Source organism: Metabacillus rhizolycopersici, assembly GCF_020075705.1.
This window is the reverse complement of record NZ_JAIQUM010000001.1, coordinates 124,640-137,443: the sequence shown is the minus strand read 5'-3', so window position 1 is coordinate 137,443 and position 12,804 is coordinate 124,640. Positions and strand designations below refer to the sequence as shown.

The 12,804-nt window shown below is 35.7% G+C and carries 10 protein-coding genes; 8 read left to right on the top strand and 2 right to left on the bottom strand.

The window, feature by feature from the left end:
• The first annotated feature begins 453 nt into the window (after nucleotides 1-453).
• Genes K9V48_RS00635 through K9V48_RS00625 form a run of 3 tightly spaced genes read left to right on the top strand, consistent with a single transcriptional unit; the run spans nucleotide 454 to nucleotide 4,001 of the window.
• Nucleotides 454-1,209 (top strand): DeoR/GlpR family DNA-binding transcription regulator, encoded by a 756-nt coding sequence (locus K9V48_RS00635; protein WP_224135935.1) that lies wholly within the window; start codon nucleotides 454-456, stop codon nucleotides 1,207-1,209.
• Entirely contained in the window at nucleotides 1,206-2,117 is a 912-nt protein-coding gene (pfkB, locus tag K9V48_RS00630; RefSeq protein ID WP_224135933.1) for a 1-phosphofructokinase, read from the top strand. The genes K9V48_RS00635 and pfkB overlap by 4 nt, the downstream gene beginning before the upstream one ends.
• Nucleotides 2,118-2,129: 12 nt before the next feature.
• Nucleotides 2,130-4,001 (top strand): PTS fructose transporter subunit IIABC, encoded by a 1,872-nt coding sequence (locus K9V48_RS00625; RefSeq protein WP_224135931.1) that lies wholly within the window; start codon nucleotides 2,130-2,132, stop codon nucleotides 3,999-4,001.
• A 125-nt stretch (nucleotides 4,002-4,126) separates the two neighbouring features.
• Here K9V48_RS00625 and K9V48_RS00620 read toward each other — a convergent pair whose 3' ends face one another.
• Entirely contained in the window at nucleotides 4,127-4,828 is a 702-nt protein-coding gene (locus tag K9V48_RS00620; RefSeq protein WP_224135930.1) for a DUF2306 domain-containing protein, read from the bottom strand.
• A 156-nt stretch (nucleotides 4,829-4,984) separates the two neighbouring features.
• Here K9V48_RS00620 and lepB point away from each other — a divergent pair, with 156 nt between their 5' ends.
• The 4 genes from lepB (at nucleotide 4,985) to K9V48_RS00600 (ending at nucleotide 9,716) form a co-directional block, all read left to right on the top strand.
• The gene (gene lepB, locus K9V48_RS00615; protein WP_224135928.1) at nucleotides 4,985-5,545 is read left to right on the top strand and encodes a signal peptidase I; all 561 of its coding nucleotides are present in this window, start codon (nucleotides 4,985-4,987) and stop codon (nucleotides 5,543-5,545) included.
• 325 nt (nucleotides 5,546-5,870) lie between these two features.
• The gene (locus K9V48_RS00610) at nucleotides 5,871-7,700 is read left to right on the top strand and encodes a LamG-like jellyroll fold domain-containing protein (RefSeq protein ID WP_224135926.1); all 1,830 of its coding nucleotides are present in this window, start codon (nucleotides 5,871-5,873) and stop codon (nucleotides 7,698-7,700) included.
• A 77-nt stretch (nucleotides 7,701-7,777) separates the two neighbouring features.
• Nucleotides 7,778-8,719, top strand: coding sequence for a DUF4349 domain-containing protein (locus tag K9V48_RS00605; protein ID WP_224135924.1), 942 nt, complete (start codon nucleotides 7,778-7,780; stop codon nucleotides 8,717-8,719).
• Nucleotides 8,720-8,831: 112 nt separating this feature from the next.
• Nucleotides 8,832-9,716, top strand: coding sequence for a CPBP family intramembrane glutamic endopeptidase (locus K9V48_RS00600; protein ID WP_224135922.1), 885 nt, complete (start codon nucleotides 8,832-8,834; stop codon nucleotides 9,714-9,716).
• 513 nt (nucleotides 9,717-10,229) lie between these two features.
• Here the strand turns inward: K9V48_RS00600 and K9V48_RS00595 are convergent.
• Nucleotides 10,230-10,655 carry a hypothetical protein gene (locus K9V48_RS00595; RefSeq protein WP_224135920.1) on the bottom strand — a complete coding sequence of 142 codons (426 nt, stop codon included), beginning with the start codon at nucleotides 10,653-10,655 and terminating at the stop codon, nucleotides 10,230-10,232.
• A gap of 288 nt (nucleotides 10,656-10,943) precedes the next feature.
• On the opposite strand from K9V48_RS00595, the gene K9V48_RS00590 reads away from it, so the two are divergent.
• A complete protein-coding gene (locus K9V48_RS00590) occupies nucleotides 10,944-12,563 on the top strand; it encodes an ABC-F family ATP-binding cassette domain-containing protein (RefSeq protein ID WP_224135918.1) in 1,620 nt (539 codons plus the stop codon).
• Nucleotides 12,564-12,804: the final 241 nt, after the last annotated feature.

Genomic DNA, 12,804 nt, shown 5'->3' with positions numbered 1-12,804 from the left:
TAGTAGTAACTTTGATAGGAGTTTTTTATTGCCAGAAATTTACAAAATTCTTGTACTGTGGATAAGCGCACGACATCCAGCGTAAGCGTCCAGTCCCTCTTGGGTCTACAGCCACTTTTGAATAGAAGGCAAAGTACGCCTTCTATTCAAAAGCGTCTTATTTACCCGAGGCTGATCAAGGCGCTTTCGCTTTTGTTCTTTTAAAATTTAGGAGTGATTCATTACATTTAAAAACATCTTACATCTAAATTGTGCGCTTGTTTTTTTAAAAAAAAAGAAATCCCAGAGAATAGGAAAAAGCTGATTTGATCGATAATAAATGATAATGAAATGAATCATGGTTGGTTATGATAGATTTTGATATTTTTTGATTGATTTTGAAGAGGAATGAAAGTATAATAATCAAGGAAGGGATGTTGTATTCGCTTACAATTTTCTTGGAGGTGTTTATTCTTGTTAACTTCTGAACGTCATCAACTTATTTTAGAACAACTTAAAGTAAAATATACGGTAAAAATTCAAGAGCTTGTCGATTTAACAAACTCTTCCGAATCAACAATACGACGTGATTTATCTCAATTAGAGGATGAAAAATATTTAAAAAGAATACATGGAGGTGCGTCCCTCCTACAAGGAAAACTTAGTGAGCCAACTATTAGTGAAAAATCAGCCAAAAACCATCATGAAAAGACAATGATTGCAAAGGAAGCTGCATCCTTGGTTGAGGAAGGTGAGTGCATCTATTTAGATGCTGGGTCAACAACACTACTGATGGTTGAGTTTCTTCCAGTAAATAAGGAGCTTGTCGTCGTTACAAATGGGTTAACGATTATTGATCCGCTTATGAAAAAGGGAATCAAAACCTATTTAATTGGTGGATATCTCAAACCAATAACTGGTGCTATGATCGGTCGTGGTGCGTTAGCTGCAATCGAGCAATACCGATTTGATAAGTGTTTTTTAGGAGTAAACGGAATTCATATTGAATTAGGGTATACTACACCAGATCCGGAAGAAGCTGCATTGAAGATGGCAGCTCTTCAGTTATCCAGGGAAAAATACGTTCTGGCTGATCATACAAAATTTGGAGAAATTTCATTTTCAAAAATTGCTGATTTATCGGAGGCAAAAATCATAACGGATGAAACTGAAGATAACGTTCTCCATCCCTATACACAAAATACAGCAATAAAGGTCGTGAATATATGATTTATACGGTGACATTAAATCCGTCAGTTGATTACATCGCAGAAGTTGCACAATTTGAATTAGGTTCCCTGAATCGTACAACTGCAGATGCAAAATTTCCTGGAGGAAAAGGGATTAATGTATCACGCGTGATGAAACGATTAGGTGTTGAATCTCATGCATTAGGATTTATTGGAGGCTTTACTGGTAAATTTGTTGAGGACTTTTTAAGGAATGAAAACATTCATACAAATTTTGTAAAGGTTTCTGAAGATACACGAATTAACATTAAATTAAAGACCGAAGTAGAAACAGAAATAAATGGACAAGGTCCTCGTATATCTGAAAATCAATTAGAAGAATTCCTTAAGGTTTTTTATAAGTTAGAAAAGGAAGACATTGTTGTGTTAGCTGGGAGTATTCCAGGAACATTACCAGCTTTAATTTATAAAAAAATAATGACGGTTTGTAAAGAGAATCAGATTAAAGTTGTTGCGGATGTTTCTGGAGATGCGTTAAAAGAAGTGATTGCCGAAAAGCCGTATCTTATTAAACCAAACCATCATGAGCTTGGGGAATTGTTTCAAACTGAAATTAAAACGACAGATGAAGCGCTTGAATATGGCAAGAAATTAGTTGAACAAGGTGTAAAGCATGTTATTGTTTCGCTTGCAGAAAAAGGTGCTCTGCTTATTACAGAGGATGATTGCTATGTTGCAAATGTACCACAAGGTAAAGTTTTAAATTCTGTAGGTGCAGGAGATTCAGTAGTCGGTGGTTTTATTAGTGCTATTGCAAAAAATAAAACAATGGAAGAAGCGTTTAAAATTGGTGTAGCAGCTGGTAGTGCAACAGCGTTTTCAATGGAACTTTGCACAACGGAAAAAATAGAAGAGCTATTACCTCATGTTCAGGTGAATAAGGTATAAGGGGGAAGAAAGTTGAGAATTACAGAACTATTAACAAAAGAAACGATTAAACTAGACGTAAAAGCAACCTCTAAAAACGATGTGATTCCAGAACTAGTTGAAGTATTGGATAAAGCCGGAAAACTTAATGATAAAGAAGAATACACACGTGCACTATTCGCTCGTGAACAGCAAAGCACAACAGGTATTGGTGATGGAATCGCAATCCCACATGCTAAGACTAATGCGGTTAAATATCCAGCTATTGTTTTCGGTCGTTCCCAAAGTGGTGTTGAATATGAAGCTCTAGATGGTCAACCAAGCTATTTATTCTTTATGATTGCTGCTTCAGAAGGGGCAAATAATACACACTTAGAAGCATTATCAAAACTTTCTTCCATCCTAATGAAACAGGAAGCAAGAGAACAACTCTTATCAGTCAATTCTGCAGAAGAAGTTTTAGCTATTATTGATCAATATGATGAAAAAGATGAAGAAGATGAAGACGTTGAAATAACAGGAACAAACAGCGGAAAAATCTTAGCTGTTACTGCATGTCCAACAGGCATTGCTCATACGTATATGGCAGCCGATGCGTTAAAGGAAAAAGCCAAAGAATTAAACCTAGCACTAAAAGTTGAAACAAATGGTTCAGGTGGTGTGAAAAATGCCCTAACTGCTGATGAGATTGAAGAAGCTACAGCCATTATTGTTGCAGCTGATAAGCAAGTAGAAATGGATCGATTTAAAGGGAAACACGTGATTATTGTTCCTGTGGCTGATGGTATTCGAAAAACAAAAGAGCTGCTAGACCGTGCTGTAAATCAAGATGCACCTATTTATCACGGTAGTGGCGAGGTGAAAAAGGAAGATCAGCGAAGTGGTGAACGAGCAGGGTTTTATAAGCATTTAATGAATGGTGTTTCAAATATGCTACCATTTGTTGTTGGTGGCGGTATCTTAATTGCCATTTCATTTTTATTCGGTATATATTCGGCAGATCCAAATCATGAATCGTATAATGCATTTGCTGCAGCGCTAAATACGATTGGCGGTGGAAATGCATTTGGGCTTATGATTCCAGTTTTAGCCGGATTTATCGCTTTAAGTATTGCTGACCGTCCAGGACTTGCACCAGGGATGGTCGGCGGATTTTTAGCTGCACAAGGTGGAGCAGGGTTTTTAGGTGGATTAATTGCAGGGTTTTTAGCAGGCTATATTGTTTTACTATTGAAAAAACTTTTATCAGGTATGCCTGCTTCATTGGAAGGGATTAAGCCAGTTCTTTTATATCCGGTGTTTAGTATTTTTACAGTTGGTATGATTATGTTCTTTGTTATTAATAAACCAGTAAGTGCTTTAAACGGACTTATTACGGATCTTTTAGGTTCGTTAGGAACTGGTAATTTAGTACTTCTTGGATTGTTACTTGGGGGAATGATGGCAATTGATATGGGGGGACCGATTAACAAAGCGGCCTTTACCTTTGGGATTGCGATGATTGATGCGGGTAACTTCGCACCACATGCTGCTGTAATGGCAGGAGGGATGGTTCCACCATTAGGAATAGCTCTTGCCACAACATTATTCCGTAATAAATTCACAAAACGTGAACGTGAAGCAGGTATTACTTGCTATGTGATGGGGGCATCATTTATTACAGAGGGGGCAATTCCATTTGCTGCGTCTGACCCAGGTAGAGTTATTCCTTCTGTTGCTGTGGGCTCAGCTATTGCAGGAGCATTAGCAATGTACTTTGGTAATGGATTACGTGCACCACACGGAGGAGCATTTGTTATACCTCTAGTAGAAGGAAACCCACTGCTCTATTTACTAGCAATTGTCATTGGTACAATTATTACAGCATTAATGTTAGGATTGCTAAAAAAACCAGTAAGTGAATAATTAGATTGTGTAATATAAAAGCTGACTTACGGCGATGGTGATTTCTCTCAAATGAGATCATGATTCGTTGAAGTCAGCTTTTTTGATCGAATTTGACTTTTACAGATATCGTTTGAAAAGATAGATTACACGCGTAAATTTTTAGGCTTGTTAAATTTTCTATTATAATAAATTCCTAATCCAATGATTAAAGGGGTAATGACGATTGTAGGTAAAAACCACAAAATAATACTAACAGATTCAACGTTTAAAAGCCTAGGAGCACCGAAGACAATAAAAGCGGTTAACGTTGAGATACAGCATGCAAGCATACCTGCAAAATGTTCAAACCACCAATGCATTTTTCTTTTGGGCTTTTGTAACCAATAGAATAAATGAGTAATGCCTAATACAATTCCCAAAATAGGAAACCATGATAACAATGGTATATGTTGAACAAATCCATAGATACTAATGCCAATTCCAGAAGTAAGTAACAATCCTGGGTAGGCAAGATCCAGAGGGTTTGTATGTGACTTTTTACGATTTTTAAACCGCAAAACCCTCAAACCATAGTAAGCAGATGCTGAGCTTAAAATACTAATAAAGATAAGAAACCAGGAAAATGATATAACCTCATCTGTTGCTAACGGATCGATAAAAATTCGAAAGAACCCCATATAAAAGGCACTTATGGCCACAACAATCATCCCATACACATAAATCCATCCAAACAAATGATGAAGCTTTCCACCTTTTTTTGTAAAAATTGGCACCCAAAATACAAAAAGAGCAACAAATCCTCCGAGAATATGTAAAACTCGTAAAATATTGAAAAGTAATTCCATTGCTATATTCACCTCCATTTCTCATATCATCTTTTTCTATACATTACCATTTTGTAGTATCATTTAAAAAAATTAAAGGGTTTTTATAAAAATTTAGCAAATAAACGGAATTATATAGGTATAATGAAAGAAGAGCATTAAAATAGGAGGACTATTATGTCACAAACTGAAGCAGAAACACCAAAATCAAAGATATGGGAATGGATAAAAGCAATTATTCTTGCGGTTGGGCTTGCAATGATTATTCGTATTTTTTTATTCGAGCCTTATCTAGTAGAGGGTTCTTCGATGGATCCAACATTAAAAGATGGTGATCGTCTTTTTGTTAATAAAACATTACACTTTATTGGAAAAGTTGAGGAAGGTGATATCGTTATCATTGATGGCGAAGAGGAAAAAATTCGCTACGTAAAACGAATTATCGGTCTACCAGGAGACACAGTAAGCGCCGAGGATGGTAGAGTATATGTAAATGGTGAAGAATTGGAAGAAACATATTTGAACAGTAATAAAGAAGAAGCGGAACAAATAGGAATGCTGTTAACTAGTGATTTTGAAGAGATTGTTGTTCCAGAAGGTAGTTATTTTGTAATGGGCGATAATCGACTAAATAGTATGGATAGTCGTAATGGTCTTGGATTAATTGATGATGATCGAATATTAGGGAAATCAGAATTTATTTTCTATCCATTTAGTCATTTCAGTAGAACCGAATAAGAACAAGGAAGCCGACTGTTTAAAATGGTCGGTTTTTAATTGCTTAGCGGAATTTATAAAATTCTTGTACTGTGGATAAGCGCCCGGTCCCTCTTGGGTCTAAGCCACTTTTGAATTGAAGGCAAAGTACGCCTTATTCAAAAGCGTCTTATTTGACCGAGGCTGATCAAGGAACCTACGCTTTTGTGACGTTCAGAGAAAAAAGTTTTACGATTTCTTTATAATTTCTTTATAATTTCTTTATCTTAGCTTTACACTCCAATGCTACTATTGAACTAGTTATTAAATACTACTCATTTCAAATGAGTTAGCTAGGAGAATATTTATGTCAAATAAAAAATGGCCAACGAATTTATCAATATCAGATAGCAACCCAATGCTATCTGAACAAAATAGATCGATTTTACGCCAAAGCATTGAGCCTTTTAATACAGACGGTCAGGTTGTTGCTTATTGGAAATTTTCAAAAGAATATGTGAAATCAGGCACAATTGAAACTGGCGATTTAGTTTTACAGGATGCCAGTGGAAATGGAAATGATCTTGTCATGCAAACATTTGGTGACTCTCGTTCAGTTGAAACAGAAAATATCTTGAAATGGTCCAATTCTACATATGGAAATGCTTCAAATGGTCAAAGTTTAGAGTTTGTTAATGATAAGCATGCTCCAGTTGGCTGTTACTTCAGTACGAGTGATAATGCGATGATTAATAAAGAAAAATTCAAAGAGGGTTTTACGATAGAGGCAATTGTAAAATTACCACCAAACTTTGAACCTAATAAGCATAGTTGGATGGGAATTCTGACTCGACAAGGACAGGCTTCAGCAATTAATAAATTAGCGGGAGAAAAAGAAATTCTTTCAACATTATCTATCTCAAATCTACGAGAAGTACAGTGGACAAGTCATCCAACAAATTTGAACGTTAATGAAACAAACTGGTCCTTTTCATTAGAAAGCAAGGAAGAGTGGTATTATATTTCGGTCGTTAATGATGGAAACCAAACAAAACTCTATGTTAATGGCATTACCGATTTTCGAAATACAGAAGCACAGGTAGTTGGGATCGACGCTGTTGAAGGATTTGGTTGGAATGTTGGTGCTTCTATGTGGTCAAATGAAATTGATACATTATTCTCGGGTAAAATTCAAGAAATCAGAATTACAAATAGAGCAATTAAGAGAGAAGGTTGGTTAATGAAAAGTAGTCAAGAGGGATATACGGCCAATGGTACAAATGAACAATTAGCGCTCATAACAGCTAGCAAGAATTATAATTTTCTTTTTTTACCTGATCCTCAAAAAACAGTTCGTTATCAGCCGGAAATTTTCTTTACGCAGATGGAATGGATAGCTGATCAAAAAGATAGTCATAACATTGCAATGACTGCCTTTCTTGGTGATATGGTGGACCAAAGTCATGCCCCAGAAGAGTGGATTGTTTCAGATTTAGGGGTAGAGATACTTGATAAACAGAATATCCCATATCTAGTGATAGCGGGGAATCATGACTACGGAATAGGCGACCCATATCTGATTTATTATGGACCAGATCGCTACTCAGAAAAGGAGTATTATAAAGGATCTTCTCCATCAGGCTTTAGTTCATATGGTATCATTGAAGCTGGAAGCTATCATTATTTATTCTTAATGGTTGATATGCAACATATGATGGAAGACATAACATGGGCAAAGCAGATCGTAAAGAACCATCCAAATCTCCCAACTATTTTGGTATCACATGAAATCCTTGCTATTGCAGGTGATGGAATTTCACCGCAGGATACGGATCGAGGAAATATGCTATGGAATGAACTTGTTAATGAATATGATCAAATCTTTATGACAGTAAGCGGTCATAATCACGGTTCTGTTCATCGTATAATGAAAAATGCAAACGGAAATAAAGTCATTCAAATGCTTGTCGACTATCAATCTAGTTTTGCTGGTGGAAATGGCTGGATGCGATTTGCTGAGTTTGATGAGGAAATGAATAAAATTAACTTTCGATCATACTCTCCTTGGGTAGAAAATCTACCAGAGGAAGAACGTACCTATTTTGATGTAAAACACTTGACATCTCCAAACGATCAATTTGAAATTGAAATTAATTTTAAAGAACGCTTTTCCTTCTATATTCAATCGTTAAGCTAATTTTCTTTGGGATGTAACATTTTATTTTTTTTATCGACTACTCTTTTGATAAGCAAAATTATAAAGGATGTGTCGAGATGAAAAAATTAACGCTTGTTGTATTAGCGCTACTACTTTCAGTGGTAGTAAGCGGATGTAGTAGCTCTACCGAAGACATCCAAACGGACAATTCAGTGCAAGAGTTGAAAGATCAAAGCGGTATGGAAGAAAGTAATGTCCAAAGCGCAGAATTAGAAAAAGAAGATGCGATACAAACTGAGAATTATGCTGAACAAGTCACTGATGACGTTGCAAAAGAGCAAACGGCTATGAAATCGAGCAAAGATGATCGAATGGTCATCTATACAGCAAATCTCTCGATACTTGTTAAAAGTTATCAAGATACACTAAATCTTGTTCAGCAGCAGCTTTCATCAATGAATGGATATATAGTTGAGTCAAATTCTTACGCAGCTGGTGAGGGAAATGCTCTCGAAGGGACAATCACCGTACGAATTCCACAAAATAAATTTGCTTCCTTTTTACAATCCGTTGAAAAAGGAAGTACAAAAATCGTAGATCGTTCAATTTCTGGTCAGGATGTCACAGAAGAATATGTGGACCTTGAATCGAGGTTAAAATCAAAGCAAGTCGTTGAAAAACGATTATTGGAATTTATGGAAAAGGCAGAAAAGACGGAGGATCTGTTAAAAGTTTCAACAAATTTGGCAGCTGTTCAGGAAGAAATTGAACAATTAAAAGGTAAAATGAACTACATAAATAATAAGGTAGATTTAGCGACAGTAACAATGAATGTGAAGGAAGACAAAGTAAACGTGCCAGCGTTAGAAAATGAAAATTTAAATACATGGGAGAAAACGAAGCAACAATTTATGAGCAGTGTGAATTTCTTGCTACACGCATGTTCGGCATTGATTATCTTTTTCGTAGGAAGTTTACCGGTATTAGTCGTATTGAGTGTCCTGCTGCTCATTATCATTTATTTTCTTAGAAAACGGAATAAGCGCAATCAAGGATAACCACCAGAACAAAGGGGAACAAGAAATCGCCATTTGTTTTTATGCTAAACTGTTATGGATACACCAATCGATTTTTAGATGAATCAGTATAGGATTACGGGGGAGTGTTTGGATGGATTCAAATTTTGTGTCAATTGCAAAGGGGAGAAACACGCACTGGCGATATCTTTTCTCGCTCCTGGTCATTTTAGCTTTTATGCTAGTGCTAGGAACAATCGTCTATGTAATAGCAGTCTTAGTAACAGGGCTAATTAATCCAAATCTAATTGATTTTGAAGACTTTGTCATATCAGATCCATTAGTTGATTTTTATTTATATCATGTCGTTAATATCATGACTGTTTTGGGTATGTGGATTGCAGCGAGAACGATTCTAAAAAGAAAGCTCATTTCCTTTATTACACCATATGAAAGGATAAATTGGTCAAAAATTCTTTATGGTTTCTGCATAGCATTTGGGTTGTTTGCTGTGTTTGCTCTAATAGATTATGCGATTTTTCCGAATGACTATCTATTTAATGACTTCGATGGAACAAGGTTTGCTTGGTTGTTGGTCGCATGCTTTCTATTAGTACCAATCCAAACGACCTCAGAAGAATTGCTATTTAGAGGTTTTTTATTGCAATGGGCTGGAAAGATAACAAAAAATCCGATTTTGTTAATGCTTATTATTGGAGGTATCTTCGGTAGTTTACATTTTGCTAATCCTGAAATGGAACACGGTGCATTTTGGGTAGCGATTGATTATTTAGCAATGGGTTTTATTTGGACCTATATTTCAATTAAAACGAATGGTTCAGAATATTCCATTGGTGCACATGCAGCAAATAATATGTTTTTATGTATCTTTCTTACAATGGAGGATACAGTAGTTGGTGAAATTCCCTCATTATTTGTTGTAACGAATGTTAATGCGATGCTCTCTGCACTTACGACTGTTGTGACAGGATTAATTTTTTTATTCATTGTAGTCCGAAAACATCGTAGAAGTTGTTAACTGTTAGAATAGACAGAGCCGTCAACTCCATTATTTTTACATAATGGAGTTGATTTGATATTGTTAGATAAACAATATTTGAAGGAAGCGGACGTGCACAAATGTAATGGCGAGTAACGTATTATCGTAATTAGAATGTAAGTGTGCTTCAGCAAATGTTTAAGTAGCTTTCATTTCTTTTCTATCAATTTCAGGCAAGAGTACCCTAATGAGTAGGGAGGGGTGAACTGCCTTTGTGCGTAGCAAAGCACTTGTTCACAGGGTGTAATATTCCTATACAGATTGTTCATTGACAACTGAACATAGAAGGTTGTGGAAGGTAAAGAAGCTCTTCCACGTAAAATGTTCAAACCAAATTAACAGCCGAGGCACACAATTGTGTGAAACCCAATAAGCTGTAAAAGAAGTCCCAACGGCAAGACCAATGGGATAGAGAGGTTGGGTGTTTATCACACACCATTTTGTCAACTCCACTAACGTTAAGCGTTCAGAAATGTTCGATACGTTAGAAAATTAAGTGGTGGGAGTATTCATTCGTTCATGCAAAATATCCTTAATAATCGAAGAATGAATAGCCGCCCACGCTTTCTCTCTGAAATGTAGAATGATGCTTACGACAAGTATCAGCAAATAAATGGTGATGAAAATGAAAAATGGTATATTTCCATCTTTAAATAAGAATTCTTGCAGCTGTTTTGAAAATAGTAATAGTACCCAAGGTCCTGAGGAAACTAAAACAGGTATCATCCCCATTCCCTTTTCCTCTTTTAACACACGGTAATAAACTTTTTCAAGTGTTGAGCTCTTTAAACTTCGATAAAATGTTTGGATCTCTTCTATTTCAGTTAATTCATCCAGTTCATCTAGTAACTGCTTGTTTTTAGTTGTTACTTTTAGTTTCAAATATAACTTATGTGCATCCCCGCGGGTTGAAAACATTGGGAAACCTCCAATCCATGAATAAATGATGAAAATATACCTAAAGTATTTGAGTGACTGGCAATAAACAATATGCCTTTTAGCACTTTGATAATACTTGTACTCGCCCATCAATCGCTTGAATATAGATTCGAAAATCCCTCCAAAACAGATTCTTTCTTTTACACTTAACAAATCGATTTAGAATTATACAGATGGAGTTTCAAAGAGGACATAAGCTGAGAGGTATAAAAAACAGTTGTTAAGTGTTATAATTGTCTTGATGTATAAAGTATTGGAGGATGTTTCATGATTCAAGTAACGGATGTTAGCTTACGATTTGGTGATCGCAAGCTTTTTGAAGAAGTTAATATTAAATTTAATCCAGGTAACTGCTACGGATTAATTGGTGCGAATGGTGCGGGGAAATCTACGTTCTTAAAAGTATTATCAGGTGAAATCGAGGCGCAATCAGGTGATGTTAGCATGGCTCCTGGTGAACGCTTAGCTATTCTAAAGCAAAATCACTTTGAATATGAAGAGTATGAAGTTCTTAAAACAGTTATCATGGGACATAAACGTCTTTATGAAGTAATGCAAGAAAAAGATGCTATTTATATGAAGGCTGATTTTACGGATGAAGATGGAATGAAAGCAGCTGAGCTTGAGGGCGAATTTGCTGAGCTAAATGGTTGGGAAGCAGAAAGCGAAGCAGCTATTTTATTAAAAGGCCTAGGAATTTCAGAAGATCTTCATGCGAAGAAAATGGCTGAATTAACTGGTGGAGAAAAGGTGAAGGTTCTTTTAGCACAAGCACTATTTGGCGAGCCAGATGTCCTACTATTAGACGAGCCTACAAACCATCTTGACATTCATGCGATCGGGTGGCTTGAAGAGTTTTTAATTAATTTTGAAAACACCGTCATTGTTGTCTCACATGATCGTCATTTCTTGAATAAAGTGTGTACGCATATTGCTGATTTAGATTTCTCGAAAATTAAGGTTTTTGTTGGAAACTATGATTTCTGGTATGAATCAAGCCAATTAGCAATGAAATTAGGTCAAGAAGCGAATAAGAAAAAAGAAGAGAAAATTAAAGAATTACAAAACTTTATTGCACGATTTAGTGCAAATGCTTCAAAATCAAAACAGGCAACATCTCGTAAGAAGTTATTAGATAAGATTTCATTAGACGACATTCAACCATCTTCTCGTCGCTATCCTTATGTTAACTTCACACCTGAGCGTGAAATTGGCAATGATGTATTACGAGTAGAGAGCTTGTCAAAAACAATTGATGGCGTAAAAGTGCTAGATAATATTAACTTTATCATGAATAAAGAAGATAAAATCGCATTTGTAGGCCGTGATGAAATCGCGATTTCAACACTATTTAAAATCTTAGCAGGTGAACTTGAACCTGATAGTGGAACATATAAATGGGGTGTGACAACTACACAAGCCTATTTCCCTAAGGATAATAGTGAATACTTTTCTGGTTCTGAAGCAAGTCTTGTGGATTGGTTACGTCAATATTCTCCAAATGATCAAAGTGAAAGCTTCTTACGTGGCTTCTTAGGGCGCATGCTTTTCTCTGGAGAAGAAGTATTGAAAAAACCAAGTGTATTATCCGGTGGCGAGAAAGTACGTTGTATGCTTTCGAAAATGATGTTAAGTGGTTCGAATGTACTTTTACTAGAAGAGCCAACGAACCATTTAGATTTGGAATCAATTACCGCTCTAAACAATGGCTTAACTGCATATAAAAGTGCAATGATTTTCTCTTCTCATGACCATCAGTTTGTTCAAACAATCGCAAATCGCATTATCGAAATATCACCGAATGGTATTGTTGATAAGCAAATGACGTACGATGAGTTCTTAGAAGATGAAAATGTTCAAAAGCAAGTAAAAGAATTATACGCATAAGAACTGTAAATGCTTTAGAACGATTAATACATGAGATAGCTTGTAATGATTATGATCATTATGAGCTATCTTTTTTCAATTAAAGAAGTACATGATTAATAATGCTGGATTTTACAGTTATTGTTAAGAAGGATTATTGGGGATTTTGAAGATTATTAAAACCTAAATATTAGCTTTTTTATGCGAAATTTCTTGCCTTATAAAAATATTATTTAATTATGATTGATTTCGAAACAGATCA

Bases quoted from the DNA above. Each gene is read 5' to 3' on its own strand.
- lepB (WP_224135928.1), top strand. From the start codon at position 4,985: ATGTCACAAACTGAAGCAGAAACACCAAAATCAAAGATATGGGAATGG.
- K9V48_RS00605 (WP_224135924.1), top strand. From the start codon at position 7,778: ATGAAAAAATTAACGCTTGTTGTATTAGCGCTACTACTTTCAGTGGTA.
- K9V48_RS00595 (WP_224135920.1), bottom strand. From the start codon at position 10,655: ATGTTTTCAACCCGCGGGGATGCACATAAGTTATATTTGAAACTAAAA.
- K9V48_RS00600 (WP_224135922.1), top strand. From the start codon at position 8,832: ATGGATTCAAATTTTGTGTCAATTGCAAAGGGGAGAAACACGCACTGG.
- K9V48_RS00610 (WP_224135926.1), top strand. From the start codon at position 5,871: ATGTCAAATAAAAAATGGCCAACGAATTTATCAATATCAGATAGCAAC.
- pfkB (WP_224135933.1), top strand. From the start codon at position 1,206: ATGATTTATACGGTGACATTAAATCCGTCAGTTGATTACATCGCAGAA.
- K9V48_RS00590 (WP_224135918.1), top strand. From the start codon at position 10,944: ATGATTCAAGTAACGGATGTTAGCTTACGATTTGGTGATCGCAAGCTT.
- K9V48_RS00620 (WP_224135930.1), bottom strand. From the start codon at position 4,828: ATGGAATTACTTTTCAATATTTTACGAGTTTTACATATTCTCGGAGGA.